This is a genomic window from Pseudomonas sp. WAC2 (assembly GCF_030403525.1).
GTDB lineage: Bacteria > Pseudomonadota > Gammaproteobacteria > Pseudomonadales > Pseudomonadaceae > Chryseomonas > Chryseomonas luteola.
Map to the genome: position 1 here is coordinate 423,954 of NZ_JAUEPD010000002.1, position 21,021 is coordinate 444,974.

A 21,021-nucleotide genomic window follows, 5' to 3' on the forward strand; every position below is an offset into this window, starting at 1 on the left:
ACGGTGAATATGAACGCTTGGATGAGGAGGGCATGATGCGCAAGGTGGCCCGTGTAGCGATTACAGTGGTCGTGGTGATGGTGGCGGTGCTGGCCGGCCTATGGCTGTGGCGGTTTTACATGCTCTCGCCCTGGACGCGTGATGCGCGTGTTCGAGCCGATGTCGTAGTCGTCTCGCCCGATGTGGCCGGTTGGGTGACTCGCTTGCCTGTGAAGGATAATCAGCTGGTCAAGAAAGGTGATCTGATCATGCAGATCGACCGGGAGCGCTACCAGGCTACGCTCAACCACGCCCGCGCCGTTGCCGATACACGCAAACAGCAGCTGCGCCTGCGTGAGAGCGAGGCTGAGCGCCGTAATCGTCTGGGTGTCAGCGCCATTAGTGCCGAAGACAGGGAAAATGCGCAGATCAACGCTGCTGTGGCACGGAGTCAGTATCAGGAAGCGCTGACGGATATCCGGCTGGCGGAGCTTAACCTGGCGCGTAGCCAAGTGCTGGCGCCTCGTGAAGGGCGCATCACGAACCTGCGATTTGCCGAAGGTAATTACGTGCGTACCGGTGAAGCTGTGATGGCGCTGGTTGATACGCGCTCTTTCTACGTCATGGCCTATTTCGAGGAAACCAAGATTCCGCATATTGCGGTGGGGGATGCTGTCAATATCCGCCTGATGAGCCACAAAGGCGTTCTCAAGGGGCGTGTGGCCAGTATCAGCAGCGGGATTACCGACCGCAACGCAAGCCCGGACGAGCAACTATTGGCGGAAGTTCAGCCCACGTTCAATTGGGTACGGCTGGCGCAACGTATTCCGGTCCGCGTAGAGCTCTTGGATGTGCCACCGGAGGTGCAACTGAGTGCCGGAATGACCGCTAGCGTCTCGGTGCTCGATGCCGAAGGGCATCATCCGCTGGAAGGGTGGCGCAGTCTGTGGGATTACTAGCGGGCCCGCCGATAGCCCTCGAGACACATGCCGTCACACAAATAGCTATGGTTGATCAGGCCGGATAACCCACGTTGCTGTTGCCGCCGTAAGCGTATTCGGCATCCGCGCCGTATGCCGACCGCTCCAGTCCCGCCGCGTCAGCGGGACTACAGGGTCGCACTTTTAAGCCTCTACCCTTTATCCCGCAAAACAGCCTCTTTATCCCGGTTACGACTAAAGTCGTCTGGCTGTCAGGTGCCGGTAGCCTAGAGTACAAATCGACGATCCCCGTCACGCTGTGAGGACAACAATAATGAACGACAGCATCTACCGGCGGATAGAACAAAATCCGCAATTCAAAGAACTGGTTGCCAAGCGTGAGCGTTTTGCCTGGCTGCTTTCCCTGATCATGTTAGGACTCTACGTCGCCTTCATCCTGCTTATCGCCTTTGCGCCACATGTGTTAGGTGCTCGGATCAACCCGGATAGTCCGATTACCTGGGGAATTCCGATCGGTGTCGGTCTGATTCTTTCCGCTTTTATCCTGACAGGTGTCTATGTTCGCCGTGCCAACGGTGAATTCGACCAGCTTAACCGTGCCATTTTGAAGGAGGTTCAACAATGAAAGCGCCTCTCTCTGCAGTAATGGGACTGGCTCTGTTCGCTCCGGCTGCCTGGGCTGCCGATGCGTTGACCGGTGCCGTTCAACGGCAACCTTTGAACGTGGCCGCTATCGTAATGTTCGTTGCTTTCGTGGCGGGGACATTGGGGATCACTTATTGGGCTTCCAAACGCAACCGTTCAGCGGCAGATTACTACGCTGCTGGCGGTCGCATCACGGGCTTTCAGAATGGTTTGGCAATCGCAGGCGACTATATGTCTGCCGCCTCCTTTCTGGGTATTTCCGCGCTGGTATTTACGTCGGGTTATGACGGCCTGATCTACTCCATCGGCTTTCTGGTCGGATGGCCGATTATTCTGTTCCTGATTGCCGAGCGCTTGCGTAACCTGGGCAAATACACCTTTGCCGACGTTGCCTCCTACCGCCTCAAACAGAAGGAAATCCGTACCCTGTCTGCCTGTGGTTCGTTGGTGGTGGTGGCGTTGTACTTGATCGCTCAGATGGTAGGTGCCGGCAAGCTGATTCAGCTGCTATTCGGCCTTGACTACCACGTGGCGGTGATCCTGGTCGGCATCCTCATGGTGATGTACGTATTGTTTGGTGGCATGCTAGCAACCACCTGGGTACAGATCATCAAGGCGGTGCTGCTGCTTTCGGGCGCAAGCTTCATGGCCGTCATGGTAATGAAGTCCGTCAACTTCGACTTCAGTGCGCTGTTCTCCCAGGCTATCGCGGTCCATCCGAAAGGCGAGGCCATCATGAGCCCCGGCGGTCTGGTAAAAGACCCAATCTCGGCTTTCTCCCTGGGGCTGGCGCTGATGTTTGGTACTGCAGGTCTGCCGCACATTCTTATGCGCTTCTTCACGGTGAGTGATGCCAAAGAAGCTCGCAAGAGCGTGTTCTACGCTACCGGGTTCATCGGTTATTTCTACATCCTGACCTTTATCATCGGTTTCGGCGCGATCCTACTCGTCAGCACCAATCCTGCGTTCAAGGATGCTGCCGGTGGCCTGATTGGTGGCAACAACATGGCGGCGGTGCACCTGGCCAACGCGGTGGGCGGCAGCATCTTCCTGGGGTTCATCTCGGCGGTAGCGTTTGCAACCATCCTGGCGGTAGTAGCAGGTCTGACCCTGGCGGGTGCCTCGGCGGTGTCCCATGACCTCTATGCCAGCGTGATCAAGAAAGGCAATGCCAACGAAAAGGATGAGCTACGTGTCTCCAAGATCACCACTGTGACGCTGGGTGTGGTTGCGATCGGCCTGGGTATTCTATTCGAGAAGCAGAACATCGCCTTCATGGTGGGTCTGGCTTTCTCAATCGCGGCCAGCTGTAACTTCCCGGTACTGCTGCTCTCCATGTACTGGAAGAAGCTGACCACGCGAGGTGCCATGATCGGTGGCTGGTTGGGTCTGATCACAGCGGTGGCTCTGATGATTCTGGGCCCGACCATCTGGGTCACTATCCTGGGTCATGAAAAGGCGATCTACCCTTATGAGTATCCAGCACTGTTCTCCATGCTCGTAGCGTTCATCGGGATCTGGTTCTTCTCGATTACGGACAAATCTACCGCAGCCGATGAAGAGCGTGCTCGATTCTTCCCTCAGTTCGTTCGCTCTCAGACGGGTCTTGGCGCTTCCGGCGCAGTGGCCCACTAAGTCGTACTGAATCGGCAGGCTCGTCAGGGCCTGCCGTTTTCATTTCAGGCGAATTCGCGTCATGCCGGATAATTTCAATTTCGAGGCGGCCCCGTTCGATACGCTGAGCGAATACGAACGCAACCTGCTTCGCTCGGCGCTATCGGTCGGATACTACGTGCCTGGCGAGATACTGATCGAGCCGGGTAGCGTCACACTTGCACTCTATATCGTGCTGAAGGGTGTCATTGAGGAGCGTGGCAAGGACGACCAGCTATTTGCACACTATGGGCCGGACGATCTCTTTGATGTGCGGGGGCTTTTTGATGGGCAGACCCGGCATGCCTATCGAGCTGTTGAAGAGAGCATTGTCTACGAACTCAACGCCAAGATGTTTCATGAACTGTGCGAGCGAAATACCTCGTTTGCTTCTTATTTCCAGGCAAGCCTTGCCACCAAGCGGCAACTGGCACGCCGGGACGGGCAGAATCTGGCGGAATTCATTCTGACCCGCATTGCCCGTGAGCATCTGATGCCTGCGGTGGAAGTCGGTGCCGATCTGTCATTGGGCGAGGCTGCCCGTACGCAGCTAAAGGTCGGCGCCGATGCGTTGCTGGTCCGGCTGGAAGACGGCTTTGAAGGGCTGGGTATTGTGACCAGAACGGACCTGATGGTTGCTCATTTCCAGCAGGGGCTGGGCGACGAGACACCTGTCGGGACGCTGGCGCATCAGCCGCTGGCCTCTATAGAGCTGGGCGACTTTCTATTCGATGCCATGATTCTTATGACCCGCCAACGCATTGAGCGGGTCGTGGTCAGGCAAGGTAATCAGGCAGTCGGCCTGCTGCATTTGACTCAGGTATTGAGTCTTTTTTCCACCCACTCTCATGTTCTGGCGCTGCGAATCGCCCGCGCCGAAACGCTCGATGAGTTGCAGCGAGCCGCCGAAACCCTGGATACGTTGATTGCTACCCTGGAGGGTAATGGCATCCGGCTGCGCTTTATCATGCAGTTGGTCAGCGCGCTGAATGAGCAGTTGCTGGCGCGCGTCTTCGAGCAGTGTGTTCCTGTAGCGTATCGCTCCCGTTGTTGCCTGGTGGTCATGGGAAGCGAAGGGCGAGGAGAGCAACTGCTCAAGACCGATCAGGATAATGCGCTAATTCATGCAGACGACATTGCAAACGAGGAGGCATTGGCCTGGATGGCCCGCTTCAATGAGGCGCTCACGGGGTTTGGTTACCCTCAATGCCCAGGAGGGGTAATGGCCTCGAATGCGGTGTGGTGCAAGCCTGTCAGTGAGTGGCGGCATGAGCTGCTGACGGCCGCCCGCGAGGGGCATCCTGAGCAGCTGCTGCGTCTGTCCATTCTGATGGATGCCCACCCTGTAGCCGGAAATGAGCATTGGTTTATGGCTGTGCAGGCTCAGCTGAGCGTGTGGTCTGGTCCGGGGGAGCGCTGGCTGAGCGATATGGCGCTGGCTGCCTTACAGTTCGATACGCCATTGACCTTGTTTGGTGGGTTCAAAATATCTGGCGAACGCCTGGACATCAAGCGTGGAGGGCTTTTCCCGATCGTTCATGGGACCCGAATACTCGCCCTGCGAGACGGTTTGATGGTGCGTGGCACCTTGGGCAGACTGCAGATGCTGGGCGAGCGGGGCGTTCTGGATCGAAACATGGCCGATAACCTTGCAGAGGCTTTCGAGCTGTTCATGCAGCTACGGCTGTCCCAGCAATTGGCAGGTGACAGGAATGGATTAACGCAAGGTATCGATGTGTCGATCCTGAGTCGGGCCGAGCGAGACCTGCTGCGCTTCAGCCTCCATGTAGTTAAAAAATTCAAGCAAACCCTGGGACGTCTGTTTCATCTGGATACGCGTTGATGGCTGCCTACATCTCAAGACCTGATTTGCATTGGCCCCTTTGGCGGCAACGCCTGCATTGGTGGTGGCATGACCCGATGGACGCCGATGAGATCGTTTCGCTGGACTTGGAAACGACCAGCCTTGATCCACGTCGGGCCGATATTCTCAGTGTGGGTGCCATACTCATTCGACAGGGGAAGATGCAGGTAGGGGAACGTCTTGAACTGTACGTCGAGCCGCCACCCAGCCTGGACGCCGAATCGATCCGCATTCACAAGCTACGTCGGATGGATCTGGAGGGGCAGCTCAATATCCAGGATGCCCTGAGACAACTGCAAGACTTCATCGGAAATCGCCCGCTGCTGGGTTATTACGTGTCCTTTGATATCGCCGTGCTCAGTCGTCATTTCCGCCGTTACGGGATGCCCAGGCTGACGAATCCCCGGATCGAAGTGTCGGCGCTCTATCATCGCAAGGTCAGCCGCTTGTTTCCTGATGTGCACCTGGATTTGCGCTTTGACACCTTGTCGCGGGCATTGGACATACCGGTGACGGGGCGGCATACCGCGCTTGGGGACGCACAAACGGTTTCGCTGATGTTTCTTAAATTATTGAAGGGGCCTGTGCCCAAGCCGTACTAAACAGAAAATAGTGTGCTTCTCGTCAACAAGCGAAACGGTTACAGGACTTTTCCGCAGGGGTAGCAGTCCGATAGTACAGGTACGCTTTCTTCTTACTCCCCGAGCTTTTCCGGTCTCGGTGATGGGAAGTGACCTGTGCTGTGGATTCCCGTAGCGGTTATAAGGAGATGCATCATGTCGCTGACTACCATATTGGTTCTGGTCCTGCTTGTTCTGTTGATTGGTGGATTGCCCGTGTTTCCGCACTCGCGCAGCTGGGGATATGGCCCGTCCGGAATCGTGGGCGTGTTGCTGGTCGTACTGCTCGTGCTGGTGTTGCTGGGAATGATCTAGCATCGACGACTTAAAGATTAAAAGTCTTTTATAATCAATTGTTTAAGAATCGATTGAGACAGGCTATTCCCTACTTTTTGCCCCTGTTTGGTGCGTAGGAGAAAATTCTTGCCCAAAGAGGTGCAAGAGAGTAGGGTTCTCTTCACCGGCCTGCCTTGCCGATGTCAGTTGTGAGACAAAACCAGAGCCAAGCGTTGCTTGCTCTGGTTTTGTCTTTTCTGCGCTACCTCTTCTTATTTCACTCGTCTCAGTGCCTTGCATCACGGAGCGATCATTCAGGTGTTGCGCGGCGTTTAATCGGCCAGGCGGCTGTGATAAAAGCCCAAGGAGTAGCAAAGAGGGAGTGTTCCGTGGATTCGGAATCCATAGTGTATGGCTGCATCAAGGATTGGCCGACGAGCGACTCCATGGAGCGCCGGATGCGCCGGGCTTTGAATCGTCGTGTCCTGGCCAATCTCCCTCATGATTCCTGGGCATTTCTGGGACGGGAGATGTTTAGCCAGTGCGAGCAGGCCGGCGCAGGTCTTTATAAAACCCAGGTCATTCACTTTGGTGCCAGTTATGAAGGCGTCGAGTATGAGTGGAAATTATGGGTCGAAGAGTTCGAAGCCCTGCTCAAACGCCTCTATTGGGCCAGCGCCGTGGTGCATCTGGAAACCGCCTTGAGCGGTACTCATACGTTCCGTTGGGAATCTGAGAAAGGCTTCCATAGCCCACAGGAAGATGACTTGCGGGCACGGTGTGCCTGGGAGCGGGAGGGCTGAAGCCCTCCCGTAGCCGCTGTTCTCAGCGAGCAGCAGTGCTGTCCTGCTTGGTACGGTTGTACAGATCCACCATAACCTGATCCAGTACGCTGGACGCACCCCAGGGACGGCTGCTATTCAGAATCGCAACCACCGCCCACGTCCTGCCATTGGCATCCCGGCTGAAGCCGGCCAGGGCACGTACGTTATTGAGCGTTCCCGTCTTCATGTGGGCCTGTCCGAGCAGGGGTGTATTCTTCAGGCGCTTGCGCAGCGTGCCATCCATGCCTGCAATGGGCAGGGAAGAGATGTATTCGTAGGCATAGGGGCTTCGCCAGGCTGCCTGAAGAATCAGGCCCATTTCCCGCGCGCTGATGCGTTCATCGCGGGACAGTCCCGAGCCGTTTTCCATGACCAGGTGCGTGGCGGTGATACCTTTGCGGGCCAGCCACTGACGAATCACACGCTGCGCCGCTACGCCATCATTCGCGTCCGCGCTGGTGCGGTATTGGGCACCAATGGACAGGAACAGCTGTCGCGCCATGGTGTTGTTACTGTATTTGTTGATATCGCGAATGATCTCGACCAGATCAGGCGAAAAGGAACGAGCCAGCAGCTCTGCGCTCTTGGGTACCGTACCCTCCCGGTCCTTGCCCATGATGGTGCCGCCCAGTTCCTTCCAGATGGCGCGTACGGCACCTGCGGTATAGCTTGGGTGATCCAGCAGCGACAGGTAGCTCTGAGCGCTACAACCGCTAGGCAGGTTGCCCGTCACGATAAGGGCAGTGCCGTCCGCTTCCGTGACTGGGTTGAACCGTATTTCAGGCCACGCAGGGCACTTGCCTTTGCCCACGGCCTTGACCTGATTCTCAACCCGCACATTGGTCAACGGCGGGTCCATCGAGACGCTGGCCTTGCCGTCATCGGCACGAATGACCATGCGGACCGACTTCAGATTGACCATCAAGGCATCCGGGCCAACCAGGAACGGCTTGTTCTCATCGTTGCCGTCATCGTTGAAAACAGGAAGTTCGGGTTTGATGAAGCGGCCGCGATCCAGAACCAGATCCCCGTTGACCTGGGTGACGCCATTGGCGCGCAGATCACGCATCATCAGCCACAGTTTTTCCATGTTCAGCTTTGGATCGCCACCGCCTTTGAGATAAAGGTTGCCGTTGAGCACTCCGTTGTGGAGCTGGCCATCGGTGTAGAACTCCGTCTTCCACTGATAGGTAGGGCCTAGCAGTTCCAACGCCGCAAATGTCGTAATGAGCTTCATGGTAGAAGCAGGGTTTACGGAAACATCGGCATTGTAAAAGTCAGCGCTTCCGGCAGCATCCAGCGGAATCATGACCAGGGACAGCTCGTCATTGGCCAGCTTGTTCTTTTGCATGAGCTGCTGCACTTTAGGTGGCAGCACGGCAGTGTCGGCGTAGGTCAGAGCGGGTAAGCCCAGAGGCAGAAGGCCTAGCGCAAGTGAAACGGAGCGGAAGAATTTCAGCATTAACAAACCCCAAAAGAAGGCTGGGCCGAGATGAAAAGGTGATAGCCGAGCGATCTGTTACAAGAAACAGACATTATGCAGCAAACCGGTTTATAGCCAATACAGCCTGTGAAATGACTAGCACGCGTTGTCAGCTTTCCGCCTGGAGGAATTAAACAGCCATTTATCTGGCGGATCTCTATAATGTGACAAATATCGCAAAAAATAATGATCGATTGTGCATTAGGTATTAAAATGATAGCAAATTGCCATACAGACGATTGCTATCATGAGCGAGCGGGACATCCGGGACTACATTAACAGCCTTAATGAAGAAAACCTGAACCGGCAGTCTGGGGCATCGGCTCAAGCAGGGGATACGCTGGGGTGGGCACTTCTCGAGGCCATTGCCTCGCCTGTTGATCAGCCATTACCTGTTATCCATTCTTCTTCTGCGGTCTCTACCGAGGCCATTCCAGCGGTGACGAGCAATCCCTTACACGAGGCGCGTGAACCCTCGTCAGGCATCGCTCCTCCGGTGGATGTCCAGGCCAAGCCTGCCTCAGCCGCCCACCCGTTTGGCAATATCTTCAAAATTAAACCGGCAGTGGACGAGGTAGACCTTCAACCTCAGGGCTCTCTGAAAGCGCTACTCAAGAGTATTGCCACATGCCGTTAATCTGTGTTGCCTCTCCCAAGGGTGGTGTAGGCAAGACGACCGTGACGGCCAGCCTGGGGTATGCACTTCAGCGTCTGGGGCGTCCAGTGGTGTTGGTTGACTTCGACGTGCAGAACGCTTTGCGCCTGCATTTTGGGTTGCCGCTCGGGCTGAGTCAGGGATTTGTTGAAAGCGCTCTGACGGGCGCAGACTGGCGGCAGCTAAAGGTAACCTCTCCAAGCAATATTCAGGTGCTGCCATACGGACGGGTTAGCGCAGCGACGCGTCTGGCGTTCGAGCACCGCCTGTTCAATGATCCTTCTTTTCTGAAGGAAGGGCTGGCAGATCTGCTCACGATTCCCAACGTGATTGTATTGGCAGATACGCCGCCTGGCCCAAGCGCTGCTCTGAGCGCACTTATCCATCAGGCGGATCTCTGCATAGCGGTACTGTTGGCCGATGCAGGCTCGGTTGCATTGCTGCCGGACATCGAGTCCGGTGAGTTCTTTGGCAGTGCTGGAACGGAAACCGTGCGCTATGTAGTCAATCAGGTGGATCGGCGGCGGCGCCTCAATCGAGACGTCTCGGTGTTTCTGCAGGCGCGCTGCGGCGGTGCATTGCTGGGCATGATCCATCGTGACGAGTCACTGCCTGAGGCGCTGGCAAGTCAGCAATCGGTTTTCGCATTCGATTCGGCATCGGCCGCCGCCCATGACCTCGATATGCTTGCGCAGCGATTGCTGGCCGCGCTTGAGCAGCAGACCACACCTGTATCTGATACGCGTCAACGGCAGTATTCCTGAGGAATCAAGGATGAATTCTGGAGTCGGAAAGCTCGCAGCCAGCGGGCTTGTTGTTCTGGCGTTGCCTATCCTTGCACTGATCATCATGGTGCCGATGAGTATCGAGATGCAGCTGCTGCTAAGCGTGGCTGCCATCCTGTTTACGATGGTGCTCAAGCGCAACCCATCCTCTCGAATCACCCTGACGCTGGTGGTCATTTCGATCACGCTTTCGACACGTTATCTCTACTGGCGTACCACCGAGACGCTGCATTTCAGCAATGGCGTGGAGTGGGTTCTGGGCATCGGTCTGTACCTGGCCGAGGTCTATGCCTGGATTATCCTGCTGTTGGGCTATTTCCAAAGTGCATGGCCGCTTGAGCGCAGGCCCAGCCGTCTGCCAGCCGATACCTCGGTGTGGCCAAGCGTGGATGTCTACATTCCGACCTATAACGAGAGCCTGAGCGTAGTACAGGATACGATCCTGGCTGCCCAGAATCTGAATTACCCGGCCGACAAGCTCAGGATCTATGTACTCGATGATGGTCGCCGACCCGAATTTGGTGCATATGCCGCTGCCGCAGGCGTGGGATATATCGTTCGGCCGGACAACAATCATGCGAAGGCCGGTAATCTCAACCATGCGATGACCAAGACCCAGGGCGACCTGATCTGCATCTTCGACTGCGATCACGTCACGACCCGGGTTTTCCTGCAGGCCACGGTCGGGCAGTTCCTCGATGACCCTAAACTCGCTTTGGTGCAGACGCCACATCACTTCTATTCGCCAGACCCGTTTGCCCGCAACCTCAGTACCCAGGGCAAGGTTCCCAGTGAGGATGAGCTGTTCTATGGCCCGATTCAGAAGGGCAACGACCTGTGGAATGCCACGTTCTTTTGCGGTTCTTGCGCTATCATCCGCCGCAAGGCCTTAGAAGATACGAACGGATTTGCCGTCGAGACCGTAACCGAAGACGCGCATACGGCGCTCAAGCTGCAGCGCAAGGGATGGAATACCGCCTTTATCAGCATCCCCATGGCAGCAGGCCTTTCAACAGAGCGCCTGGCCTTGCATGTCGGTCAGCGTATGCGCTGGGCGCGAGGCATGACGCAGATCTTCCGGCTGGATAACCCGCTGCTCGGGAGGGGCCTGGCATTGCCTCAGCGGCTCTGCTATCTGAACGCCATGCTGCATTTCCAGTTTGCCCTGCCGCGCTTTGTCTTCCTGACATCGCCGCTGGCCTTCCTGCTGCTGGGGCAGAACATCATCGCTGCCTCGGCGCAGACCATTTTTGCCTATGCGTTGCCGCATCTGGTGCTGTCGATCCTGACAAACGCCCGTATCCAGGGTAAACACCGTCATTCCTTCTGGGGGGAAATCTACGAGACGGTGCTGGCCTTTCACCTGATCAAGCCCACGCTCTATACGCTGTTCAACCCGAGGAAGGGCAAGTTCAACGTGACGGACAAGGGCGATCTGCTGGACCGGGGCTTCTTTGATTTTCCTGTGGTGAAGCCGCACCTGATTACGGTGGGCTTTTTGTGTGCTGGCATCCTGTTTGGTATTGCCAAGTATTTCTGGATCGAAGCAATTCGGCCGGATCTGTTCACGCTGATGCTCAACATTGGCTGGACAGTCTTCAACATGTTGATCCTGTTGGCGGCCATTGCAGCGGCACTCGAGACCCGGCAGGTGCGCCAGACCGTGCGGCTCGCTGTCAATCTGCCGATTCTCATGTACCTGGCCGATGGCCGTGTGGTGCGCAGCGAGTCGGTGGATATTTCCATGGGCGGTGCGCGGCTTCGTTACAAGGGGGGTGAGTTGTCCGCGCCAGTCGAGGAGATCGAGATCCAGTATGGCGAGTCGCCTCTGATCCTGGGCACAGAGATGGTCAATGTCCGCGATGGCTATGTGCAGTTGCGTTACAAACCCCTCTCGATTGCCCAACGCCGCGATTTGGTGGCTATCGTCATGGGGCGGCCAGATGCCTGGCTCAAGACGCACCCGACACAGGAAGATAACCCGCTGCGCTCATTGTGGAATGTGATCCGATCGGGCGCGCTACTGGTCAGGCGGCCGACCAGACGCTCGCCCGGCAACGCAACCAATGCTCGCAAGCCACGGGGATTTGCCAGGGCGCTAATGCCTACCGCCGCCCTGGTGGTCGTTGCTGTGCTATGCATTATTTCCTTGCCGTCCAAGGCTGATGAGCAGCCCCTTCCGCCGCTCCCGGCCTTGCCGCCACCCGTCAATACAATAACCTCTGCTGGCATGCCTGCTATGCCCGGCAGGGTTGAATCGATCAGCCTTAGCCGGTTGGGCGTGTCCGATGCACTGATCTTGAAGGGGCGGCGAGGGGAAGCTGGCGTAGCTTTTTCCATCAACCGCCAGCAGGTGGTTACAGGCGCGACGCTGCACCTGCGCCTCAGCTATTCCGACAAGCTTTTAGCCGAGAGCAGCATCCTGCAGGTATCGGTCAACGATGAGCTGATTCAGAACATTCCATTGGTACCTGCTACCGCCTCGGGACTGGACGTCGATCTGCCCATCAATCCACTACTTCTCCTGCCTTATAACCGGCTGAACCTGCGCCTCGATGCGCATTATTCACAGCAGTGTGAGAACCCATTGCATCCTGCGCTGTGGGCTAGAATAGACTCTGCTTCCACGCTGGAACTGGCCTTGGAAAGGCTGCCTATTACGCGCGATCTGGCATTGCTGCCGGCACCATTTTTCGATGAAGCGGATATAAGCCGCCTGCGCCTGCCTGTGGTACTGCCCGATCAACCTGAAGCGGGTGAGATAGAAGGCGCTGCGATGGTCGCCTCCTGGTTTGGTATGCAGTCCCGCTTTCGTGGCGCTGAATTTCCGGTCAGCTTCAATGAGCTGCCGATGGGGAATGCCGTTCTCATTGGCACGGCCCGCGAATCCTTTACAGGTTTGACCCTGCCAGCGATTGAGGGTCCTATGCTGGCCGTGGTCGATAACCCCCGTGATTCCCTGGGCAAGCTCCTGCTGGTGCTGGGGCGTGATGCATCGGAAGTCCGCGTTGCCGCTCAGAATCTGGTACTGAGATCGGATCGTCTGAAAGGGGAAGCTGCTAATTTAGCGGCGTTTTCGATCCCGGCCCGCCGGCCTTACGATGCGCCACGCTGGATCTCCAACCAGGTTACCCGCTTCGCTGATCTGGCAAAGCCTGAGGCGCTGACCAGCGACAATCTCTTTCCAGGCGTCATCAAGATAGGTTTTCGCGCTGCACCCGATAACTTTCTCTGGGAAGGCGACAATGTGCCGATGCGCATACGGTTTCGCTTCCCCGAAGGGGATTGGTACGACGCCGCACGCTCCCGACTGGATGTCTCACTTAACGGGCAATACCTGAGTTCAGTATCGGTACTCAAGCCGGGCCTGTATGAAAAGGTAAAGTCACTGCTGGGCTACCCCAGCCGCCAGGAAGATGCAGTGATCGAAGTGCCACCGTATTTGATCTATGGCGATAACCAGCTAGGGTTTTACTACAACCAGCAGGTCACCAGCACCGAAGACTGCAACCTCGTGCTGCCGGAGTCAGCGCATAGCTACATTGACGGCGACTCAGTGATTGACCTGAGCGGAGCCAAGCACTTTTCACAGCTGCCCAACCTGTCTTTCTTCGTTGGCGCCGGCTTTCCCTTTACACGTATGGCCGATCTTTCCCAGACGGCGCTCATTCTGCCTCATTCACCTCGCGCCAGTGAGATTGAGGCCTTATTGACGCTGATGGGGCGTTTCGGTGATGCCACGGGCTATCCTGCCCTTAACGCAACTGTGCTCTTGGGAACCACACGTCTGCCTGAAGTCGCGGACCGCGACTGGCTGGTGGTCGGCCAGATCAGTGATCGGCTGGATTTCAAGACGCTGTTCCAGGGCTCGTCCTTCACACTCACCCAGAACCGGCTTCGTATCGAGCCGCTCACGCCAACCGGCATGCTTGAAACAGTATTGCTGGGCGACTGGGATCGCCAGATGGATGCAGCCGACCGCACGCTGGCGGGCTATAGGGATTTTCAGGGGTTTGTCAGCCGCCAGTCACCTCTCAACAGCAAGCGCGTCGTTGTGATGGCATTGGCTAGCCAGCCAGAACGCCTGCCTAATGTAATTACCTATTTGAACAGCCCGGAACACAGCGCCGAGATCAGAGGCGATATCGCCTTGTTTGGCCGTGATGGTCAGGTGGAGAGCTTTCGTACCGGGCTGCGCTTTACCTATGGTGAGTTGCCTTGGTTCATGTATGTGCGCTGGCTGTTCAGTGAGCGGCCCTTGGTCCTGATGGGGTTGTTGTTGCTTGCCGCAGTGCTGGCGGCATTTGGGCTTCACACACTGCTCAGGCTTCAGGCCCACAAGCGACTGGGCAAAAGGAATTGATCATGCCGAAGTATGCGCTGAAAACCTTATCGGTCGCGGTGCTGTGCGCGCTCAGCGGAATGACCTATGCCAATCTGCCTGATACGGCGATTGCAAATCAGGGTATAGACGTTTTGCTACAGCAAGCCAGCTTTTGGCAGAGCCGCAACCGGCCGGACATGGCTCGTCAGGCGCTCGACCGTGCTTTACAGGTTGATCCGGCATCCGAGAAGGTCCTGTACCGCCAGGCTCAGCTTGCCCTGGGTACTGACAGGGCGGCCTACGAAGGCTGGTTGCAGAAACTCAAACAACTGCACCCGGACAGCGCCCGCATCGAGACCCTGCAAAACCAGGCGCAGGCCAAGACGATTGATCGCAGCGAGTTGCCGCAAATACGTCAGCTGGCAAGCCAAGGTAAAACTGACGAGGCTGCCCTGCGCTACAGGACGCTTTTCAATGGCAATCCTCCGCCAGAAGACTTGGCGCTTGAGTACTACCAGACGCTTGCAGGCACAAAAACCGGTTGGGTGCAGGGACGCGAGGGGTTGGAGCAGCAGGTTCGCCGCAATCCAGCCGACCTCAAGGCGCGTCTGGCGCTTGCCGAGGCGCTGACCTACCGGGACGAGACGCGGCGGGAGGGCATCCATCAGTTGGCCGAACTGTCAGGCTCGATGCCTGAAGCGCGTAAATCCTGGCGACAGGCGCTGCTGTGGCTGGGCGCGGAATCTTCCGATCAGGCGCTGTATGAGCGCTACGCCCAGGTCAATCCGAATGATGCCGATGTCGTTCAGCACTTCATGACGGTGGTCAACGCTCAGGCCGAGAGCGCCCAGGGGCAGGCAAGGGCAGCAGCCTTCAAGGATTTGAACGCAGGTAGGCTCGATGTGGCTGCCCGTAAATTTCAGCAGGCGCTTCAGGAAGATCCACAGGATGCCGAGGCCTGGGGCGGCCTGGGGATCATCCAATTGCGCGCCCAGGATTACGAAGCGGCCAAGCGCAGCCTTGAGCGGGCCAGTCAGCTTGATCCGACGCAACGTGCTCGTTGGGCGGAGGCCGTAGCTAATGCCGATTTTTACGGTCGACTCACCGCCGTGCGTGCTTTACGTGACCGGGGCCGCCTGATGGAGGCTGAGCAGCAGGCCCGGGCGCTGGCGCAGGCAACAGGTGAGCAGGGGCGCTCGGGCAAGCTGCTTTATGGCGATATTCTGCTGCGTAATAGCAAAGCAGCCGAGGCGGAAGCCGTTTATAAACCTCTATTGAGCGCGCGCCCGGATGACACTGCCGCGGGGTTGGGGCTGTACAACAGCTATCTCATGCAACAACGCAGTGCCGAGGTGTTGGCGTTACTCAAGGCGCACCCTGCCATGGCCAAACAGGCAGCAGGCAGCCTTGAGCAGGTAGAAGCGCAGGCCTTGAGCGAGCGTGCCCGCAAGGCATCCGTGGCCGGTAATAATGAACAAGCGCTGAAACTCTATGCGCAGGCCCTAGCCATTGCGCCAAACAGTCCCTGGATCCGCCTGGCCTATGCACGGCTGTTGCACGGTTCCGACCCGGTACAGGCCCAGGCGCTTATGGAGCCGGATACGCGCCGCAACGATCCGGAAGCCTTGCACGCCGCCGCCGTATTCGCCATTGAGCAGGTGCGCTGGGAGGATGCCCAGCGCTATATCGAGCGTGTCCCTTTGCCGGCTCGTACCCCGGACATGCTTCAGTTGATCGCGCGCACCGAAATAAACAGCCGTATCGCCCGTGCGCGTCGGATCGTTGCGGGTGGTAATGCAGTCCAGGCGCGCCAGGCGCTGCGTGAACTTTATGATAATGCGCCTTCGGACCTTGGCGGGCGCGGCGCTGTGGCCCAGGCGCTGGTCGATATGGGGCAAACGGCCTGGGCATTGTCGCTGGTCAGGGAATTCCAGCGTGACGATGGCCAGCAGCCTGTTACCCATTATGTGCCTGTCGTTTCAGTGTTGAGTCAGGCCGGTCAAACGACCGAAGCCGATCTGCTGCTGCACCAGCTGGAGCGTCGCGGACGGTTATCGGCAGTGGATGAGGCCAGCCTGGTCGGCTTGCGCCGGGGAATTGCTGTCAATCAGGCGGACTGGATGCGCAAGCGCGGCGACAGTGCCGGAGCGTATGACCTGTTAATGGCTGCATTGGCGCAGTCGCCGCGCGACCCGGATCTGCTGTTAGCGATGGGACGCCTCTATGATGGCGGACACATGCCCAAGGAGGCGCTGGGTGTGTACGAATACGTACTGGCGCAGACCCCTGCCAACGAGGACGCCATAAAGGGTAGTGTGAATGCCGCTCTGGCATTGAACGATCCGGCACGCGCATCGGCCATTCTCAAGAAAGCCGGGCGTACTGACGATGCCACCTCGCTTTACCTCTCAGCCCGTATCGCCCAGGCTCAGGGTAAGACAGACACCGCCATCGAGCTTCTGAAAGCGGCTCAGCGCAAGCAACACGGCGTAGTACCTCAGGCGTCTGGTTCGTCTGCCGAGTTGGCCGCCTTGGGGCAAGGCAATCCATTCCGCAAGGAGTATGCGGTGGCTGGCTCGCCTTTGATACTGGCCGATGCAGGCGCTGATTCTGCTGTTCCAGGCTATCTGCACACGCAGCGAGCCTCTTCAGGTCTACCAGCTGATCCATTGATGACCGATATTCAGCGAACCTTGGCGGATCTTCAACAGGCGCGGATGCCCTTCATCCAAGGAGGCATGAACATTCGTGCACGGGATGGCGATACCGGCCTGAGCAGGCTGACTGAAGTCAATGCGCCGTTGACGGTCTCGCTGGTGCCGTTCGGTAATACCCGGCTGGAGCTTACCGCCATGCCTGTTTCTGTCAGCGCAGGGTCGGTGGAGGGCGACAGCGCCAACCGGTTTGGCTCCGGTAGTCTCTATCGGCAGATGGCGTTCAACTTCGAGCAGAAGGTTACGACGCATTTTCTCGAAAGCGTCAATTACAGCCGAACCAACATGACGGCGGCTGACCGGCAAACCGCTGCGCAAAGTGTGCGTAATGAGCTGTTGAACGCGGATACCGGCAATGCGCTGGGTGGAAAAGGTCGCGCTTTGCTCGAAAGCCTTGTCAATAACCGCGCCAGCGCCGTGATGGCGCCCTACGAGCCGGGTTCGCAGTCCGACTCCGGGGTAGCGCTTAGCGCCGCAATCAGGCATGAACAATTCCAGGCAGATGTCGGCACGACCCCGCTCGGGTTTGAGAAGCAAAACCTGGTAGGAGGGTTCAAATGGACGCCCAAGGTCGGGGATAACGGCAAGTTGTCCCTGGCCGTCGAACGGCGCGCAGTAACAGACAGCGTCTTGTCCTATGCAGGAGCCAAGGACCCGCTGACGGGCAAGCGCTGGGGTGGCGTCACCAAGACCGGTATAGCGGCTGAGTACAGTTACGACGATGGCGATGTAGGGGCTTACTATGGTGGCGACTACTTTATCTATCGTGGAGAAGGCGTTGCCGATAACCAGGCCCTGGGAGTCCATGCCGGTGCCTACGTTCGCCCCATCCATGAGACTGACCGTGAGCTCAAGACAGGGATTCACCTCGGCTGGAATAGCTTTGACAAGAATCTGAGCGGCTATACCGTCGGGCATGGCGGGTATTTCAGCCCACAAAATTACGTAGGCGTCTCGTTCCCGATCGAATACACCGCCAAGTACAACGACAAATGGGACATGAAATTCAACGTGGCGCCCGGATTTCAGGCGTTCAATCAGAAGAGTGAGGACTACTTCCCGACCGACAAGGCCTTACAATCGAGCATGGAGTTCCTTGCAGGGCAGGGCTATGTCAGCAGCGCCCGATACAAGGGCAGCAGTGACAGCGGGCTTGCGCTGAATGCGGGCGCTAAACTCGAATACAGCCTGGGCAAGCAGACCAAGGTAGGCGGCGCGCTGAGTTACGATACCTTTGGTGATTACTCCGAAACCACAGGACAACTCTACTTGAAACACAACCTGGAGAACCTGCCGTAATGCAGTCCAAGGATATTGAACAGGCGACGCTTGCCTATTTGTCCACGCGAGAAGAGCGGGGGCGGTGGGGCAGCCTTATTCTGACGCTGATCAACCAGATGTATGAGTCGGCTGGCAGTACCGATGCGCTGGGTTTTCTGCGACTGGTAGGGGCTCGCCTGGGCGAATCCATGGCGTTAAGCGAGCAGCCTACACTTGAGGCATTGGAGAGGGTTGTCAACGAGCGCTGGAAGGCCATGGATTGGGGCTGGGTACGCTTTGGCGTGCAGGGCAAGGCCATCGAGATCGTGCACGGTGGCTATCCAATACTTGAGTCTTCCGAGCGCTGGACCCGGAGCCTGGCTGCCGTATTGGAGGGTCTATATGAGTACATATTCCAGGCGCAGGGAGAGGAGCATCGGCTGCAGGTTCGTCTGCTGGAATCGCCCGAAGGCGCGCTGGTGTTTCGCTGTGCAGGTTAGAACATGGCGATGTGTCCTCCTGGCTGTGCTTTGTCTGGCCTCAGCCCTTGCCTCAGGTGAGCCCTTGAGCTGCCAGCAGGGTTGGGACATCTATCAGCAGCGGTTCGTGACGGTGCAAGGACGTGTTACCGATACGGGTAACCAGGGCATCAGCCATTCCGAGGGCCAGGGCTACGCGATGCTGATTGCGGAGGTCAATGGTGATCGCAGGGCGTTTGACCGTCTTTGGAGCTGGACGAAGCAGACCCTGCAGCGTGAGGACCGATTGTTCTCGTGGAGATACGACCCAAAGGCAAATCCTGCCGTCACCGATCGCAATAACGCATCCGATGGGGACCTCCTTATCGCCTGGGCCTTGCAGCAAGCAGGGGAGCGTTGGCAGAACCCTGCCTATGCAAAGGCTTCGAAACAGATTCGTGACGCCATTGCAGCGCATCTGATCCAGCGCGACCAGGGCTATACGCTGCTGCTGCCAGGCCTGGAAGGGTTCAAGCGTCCAGACGGAACCGTTATCAACCTGTCGTACTGGATCTTTCCTGCCTTGCAAGCCTTTGCGCGGATCGAACCGGAAGGTCCCTGGACGGCGCTTTTCCAGAGCGGCACGCAATTACTTCAAGCCGCGCAGTTTGGTGAGGCCAAATTACCATCTGACTGGATCGCCCTGGGAGCTGACGGCACCCTGAAGCCTGCCGAAGGCTGGCCGTCACGCTTTGGATTCGATGCCGTCCGCGTGCCGCTGTATGGCGCCTGGGCAGAACTTGGCAAGCGCGGTGAGTGGCGCGCGGTCAGTACGTTCTGGCACAGCAAGGATCCGGCTTCACCGCCTGCCTGGGTCGATCTGGCCTCTGGTGAGGTTGCACCCTATGCGGCCTCCTGGGGAGTGCTGGGTATTCGCGCGCTGCTCGATGGTCAGCCGCAATCCTTGCAGGCGGAAGTGTTGAAGCAGGAGGATTATTATTCCTCGTCCCTGCTGATGCTCAGCCAGATAGCGCAGGGTAACTGCGGCAAGGCTCGCTGAACTCTTCAGCCGCTCGTTTTCATGAGCGGCTGAAGAGCATGGTCAAACAGGGCTTGAGCGTCCTGTCATCTCGCGGGCCATTTCGGTGGCGTAGCTGTCCGTCATGCCGGCGATAAAATCGATTACCCGCATGAACGAGCGGTGCAGCGGCCAGTTTGGGTCCGGCGCGCTGTTGCCTAACAGGTCCAGAATGCGCCGGTGCTTGAAGGACGGCTCACGGCCGCGATGCTGTTCAAGCGCTGCGCCACAAAACGCATTGAGCAGAATTTCAAGCGTGGTATAGGCACCGATTTCATGCAGTGTCTTGCGCTTGTCCTGGAAGATTTTTTCCCGGGCCATGGCTTTGGCACGCTGCACGCACAGCTTGGCGGGACCATCCATGTGTTCGACCAGATCATCCTTCAGGGTACCGGCCAGCAGGGCGTCCTGTTGTTCGACAAAGGCGCGTGCCGTGGCATTAGTCAGGTGTTCGATGGCCTTGCCACGCAAGATGGCCAGCTTGCGCCGACGTGAGTCCTGTGGGCCGAGCTGGCGATAGGTTTCGGGCAGATCATCGCCTACGAGGCCCAGCAGCAGGGCTTCCACTTCGGCATAGGTAAGCAGATCCATTTCCAACCCATCTTCCAGGTCGATCAGCGCATAGCAAATGTCATCGGCCGCTTCCATCAGATAGACCAGCGGATGCCGCGCCCAACGCTCCTCGCCAAGCAGGGGAATACCCAATTTGCCGGCAATCTGTTCAAGCAGCGGCAGCTCGCTCTGGTAGCAGCCAAACTTGTGTTTCTTGTAGCCGGGTGCCTCGGCATAGCGGGACGTCCAGGGGTACTTCAAGTAAGTCCCCAATGTGGCATACGTGAGGCGTGTGCCTCCATCGAACTGGTGGTACTCCAGCTGTGTCAGGACACGAAAGCCTTGGGCATTGCCTTCGAAGTGCAGGAAATCGTCGCGCTCGATGTCGCTCATGTCATCCAGCCAGCCACGGCCGGCCGCTTGGGCGAACCAGTGGCGAATCGCATCTTCCCCCGAGTGTCCGAAGGGAGGATTGCCGATGTCGTGCGCCAGGCACGCTGACTGCACGATTACCCCTAGATCGCTGGGTTCGCACCAGTCCGGCAACTGATGACGCAGGCTTTCGCCTACACGCATACCGAGCGAGCGGCCTACACAGGCGACTTCAAGGCTGTGGGTCAGTCGGGTATGGATATGGTCGTTGCTGCTGACCGGATGCACCTGCGTCTTGCGTCCCAGGCGGCGAAAGGCGCCTGAGAAAATGATACGGTCGTGATCTTTGTGAAACGGGCTGCGGCCCAGTTCGGCGGTGCTGTGCACAGCCTTGCCGAGGCGCTCACGGGTTAGAAGTGTTTGCCAGTCCAAGGCCTACCTCGCAACAACGGTTTTCGTGTGACGTACCCTAGCAGGCTTGTGCCTGTAGGCGATACTGGGGCAATGCTTACACGATAGACCGTTCTCGATCAGGCAG

General features: G+C 57.7%; 15 protein-coding genes. 13 read left to right on the forward strand and 2 right to left on the reverse strand.

Features of this window, described 5'->3' with window-relative positions; genetic code table 11:
- Positions 1-35: 35 nt before the first annotated feature.
- The 7 genes from QWJ10_RS06175 to QWJ10_RS06205 all read left to right on the forward strand — a co-directional run bounded on the left by QWJ10_RS06175 (position 36) and on the right by QWJ10_RS06205 (position 6,781).
- On the forward strand, positions 36-938 hold the full coding sequence (locus QWJ10_RS06175; RefSeq protein ID WP_289925072.1) for an HlyD family secretion protein: 903 nt from the start codon (positions 36-38) through the stop codon (positions 936-938).
- A 295-nt stretch (positions 939-1,233) separates the two neighbouring features.
- Positions 1,234-1,545 carry a DUF485 domain-containing protein gene (locus QWJ10_RS06180; RefSeq protein WP_019365825.1) on the forward strand — a complete coding sequence of 104 codons (312 nt, stop codon included), beginning with the start codon at positions 1,234-1,236 and terminating at the stop codon, positions 1,543-1,545.
- Positions 1,542-3,200, forward strand: a complete 1,659-nt coding sequence (locus QWJ10_RS06185; protein ID WP_197872340.1) for a cation acetate symporter — start codon at positions 1,542-1,544, stop codon at positions 3,198-3,200. Before QWJ10_RS06180 ends, QWJ10_RS06185 begins: the two co-directional genes overlap by 4 nt.
- 61 nt (positions 3,201-3,261) lie before the next feature.
- Positions 3,262-5,061: a DUF294 nucleotidyltransferase-like domain-containing protein gene (locus QWJ10_RS06190; RefSeq protein ID WP_289924803.1), complete on the forward strand. Its 1,800-nt coding sequence runs from the start codon at positions 3,262-3,264 to the stop codon at positions 5,059-5,061.
- Complete coding sequence (locus QWJ10_RS06195) at positions 5,061-5,684, forward strand: 3'-5' exonuclease (protein WP_010795078.1); 624 nt, start codon at positions 5,061-5,063, stop codon at positions 5,682-5,684. Before QWJ10_RS06190 ends, QWJ10_RS06195 begins: the two co-directional genes overlap by 1 nt.
- A 174-nt stretch (positions 5,685-5,858) precedes the next feature.
- Entirely contained in the window at positions 5,859-6,017 is a 159-nt protein-coding gene (locus QWJ10_RS06200) for a DUF3309 family protein (protein WP_010795077.1), read from the forward strand.
- 350 nt (positions 6,018-6,367) lie between these two features.
- Positions 6,368-6,781: a hypothetical protein gene (locus QWJ10_RS06205; protein ID WP_010795076.1), complete on the forward strand. Its 414-nt coding sequence runs from the start codon at positions 6,368-6,370 to the stop codon at positions 6,779-6,781.
- A 22-nt stretch (positions 6,782-6,803) separates the two neighbouring features.
- Here QWJ10_RS06205 and dacB read toward each other — a convergent pair whose 3' ends face one another.
- Positions 6,804-8,264, reverse strand: coding sequence for a D-alanyl-D-alanine carboxypeptidase/D-alanyl-D-alanine-endopeptidase (gene dacB / locus QWJ10_RS06210; RefSeq protein WP_150346968.1), 1,461 nt, complete (start codon positions 8,262-8,264; stop codon positions 6,804-6,806).
- Positions 8,265-8,532: 268 nt separating this feature from the next.
- On the opposite strand from dacB, the gene QWJ10_RS06215 reads away from it, so the two are divergent.
- From QWJ10_RS06215 to QWJ10_RS06240, 6 genes are read left to right on the forward strand one after another with little or no spacing between them, the layout of a single operon-like run.
- A complete protein-coding gene (locus QWJ10_RS06215) occupies positions 8,533-8,922 on the forward strand; it encodes a hypothetical protein (RefSeq protein ID WP_289924804.1) in 390 nt (129 codons plus the stop codon).
- On the forward strand, positions 8,913-9,704 hold the full coding sequence (gene bcsQ, locus QWJ10_RS06220; protein ID WP_289924805.1) for a cellulose biosynthesis protein BcsQ: 792 nt from the start codon (positions 8,913-8,915) through the stop codon (positions 9,702-9,704). Before QWJ10_RS06215 ends, bcsQ begins: the two co-directional genes overlap by 10 nt.
- A gap of 10 nt (positions 9,705-9,714) precedes the next feature.
- Complete coding sequence (gene bcsA, locus QWJ10_RS06225) at positions 9,715-14,088, forward strand: UDP-forming cellulose synthase catalytic subunit (RefSeq protein WP_289924806.1); 4,374 nt, start codon at positions 9,715-9,717, stop codon at positions 14,086-14,088.
- A 2-nt stretch (positions 14,089-14,090) separates the two neighbouring features.
- Positions 14,091-18,062 carry a cellulose biosynthesis protein BcsC gene (locus QWJ10_RS06230; protein ID WP_289924807.1) on the forward strand — a complete coding sequence of 1,324 codons (3,972 nt, stop codon included), beginning with the start codon at positions 14,091-14,093 and terminating at the stop codon, positions 18,060-18,062.
- Positions 18,062-18,523 (forward strand): hypothetical protein, encoded by a 462-nt coding sequence (locus tag QWJ10_RS06235; RefSeq protein WP_010795070.1) that lies wholly within the window; start codon positions 18,062-18,064, stop codon positions 18,521-18,523. The genes QWJ10_RS06230 and QWJ10_RS06235 overlap by 1 nt, the downstream gene beginning before the upstream one ends.
- A gap of 25 nt (positions 18,524-18,548) precedes the next feature.
- A complete protein-coding gene (locus QWJ10_RS06240) occupies positions 18,549-19,541 on the forward strand; it encodes a glycosyl hydrolase family 8 (protein ID WP_289925073.1) in 993 nt (330 codons plus the stop codon).
- A gap of 42 nt (positions 19,542-19,583) precedes the next feature.
- Here the strand turns inward: QWJ10_RS06240 and QWJ10_RS06245 are convergent, their stop codons facing one another.
- Positions 19,584-20,915, reverse strand: coding sequence for a deoxyguanosinetriphosphate triphosphohydrolase (locus QWJ10_RS06245; RefSeq protein WP_019365814.1), 1,332 nt, complete (start codon positions 20,913-20,915; stop codon positions 19,584-19,586).
- Positions 20,916-21,021: the final 106 nt, after the last annotated feature.

Coding starts and splice junctions, on each gene's coding strand:
- QWJ10_RS06215 (WP_289924804.1), top strand. CDS start 8,533: ATGAGCGAGCGGGACATCCGGGACTACATTAACAGCCTTAATGAAGAA.
- QWJ10_RS06195 (WP_010795078.1), top strand. CDS start 5,061: ATGGCTGCCTACATCTCAAGACCTGATTTGCATTGGCCCCTTTGGCGG.
- QWJ10_RS06190 (WP_289924803.1), top strand. CDS start 3,262: ATGCCGGATAATTTCAATTTCGAGGCGGCCCCGTTCGATACGCTGAGC.
- QWJ10_RS06230 (WP_289924807.1), top strand. CDS start 14,091: ATGCCGAAGTATGCGCTGAAAACCTTATCGGTCGCGGTGCTGTGCGCG.
- QWJ10_RS06235 (WP_010795070.1), top strand. CDS start 18,062: ATGCAGTCCAAGGATATTGAACAGGCGACGCTTGCCTATTTGTCCACG.
- bcsA (WP_289924806.1), top strand. CDS start 9,715: ATGAATTCTGGAGTCGGAAAGCTCGCAGCCAGCGGGCTTGTTGTTCTG.
- QWJ10_RS06175 (WP_289925072.1), top strand. CDS start 36: ATGCGCAAGGTGGCCCGTGTAGCGATTACAGTGGTCGTGGTGATGGTG.
- dacB (WP_150346968.1), bottom strand. CDS start 8,264: ATGCTGAAATTCTTCCGCTCCGTTTCACTTGCGCTAGGCCTTCTGCCT.
- QWJ10_RS06180 (WP_019365825.1), top strand. CDS start 1,234: ATGAACGACAGCATCTACCGGCGGATAGAACAAAATCCGCAATTCAAA.
- bcsQ (WP_289924805.1), top strand. CDS start 8,913: ATGCCGTTAATCTGTGTTGCCTCTCCCAAGGGTGGTGTAGGCAAGACG.
- QWJ10_RS06200 (WP_010795077.1), top strand. CDS start 5,859: ATGTCGCTGACTACCATATTGGTTCTGGTCCTGCTTGTTCTGTTGATT.
- QWJ10_RS06185 (WP_197872340.1), top strand. CDS start 1,542: ATGAAAGCGCCTCTCTCTGCAGTAATGGGACTGGCTCTGTTCGCTCCG.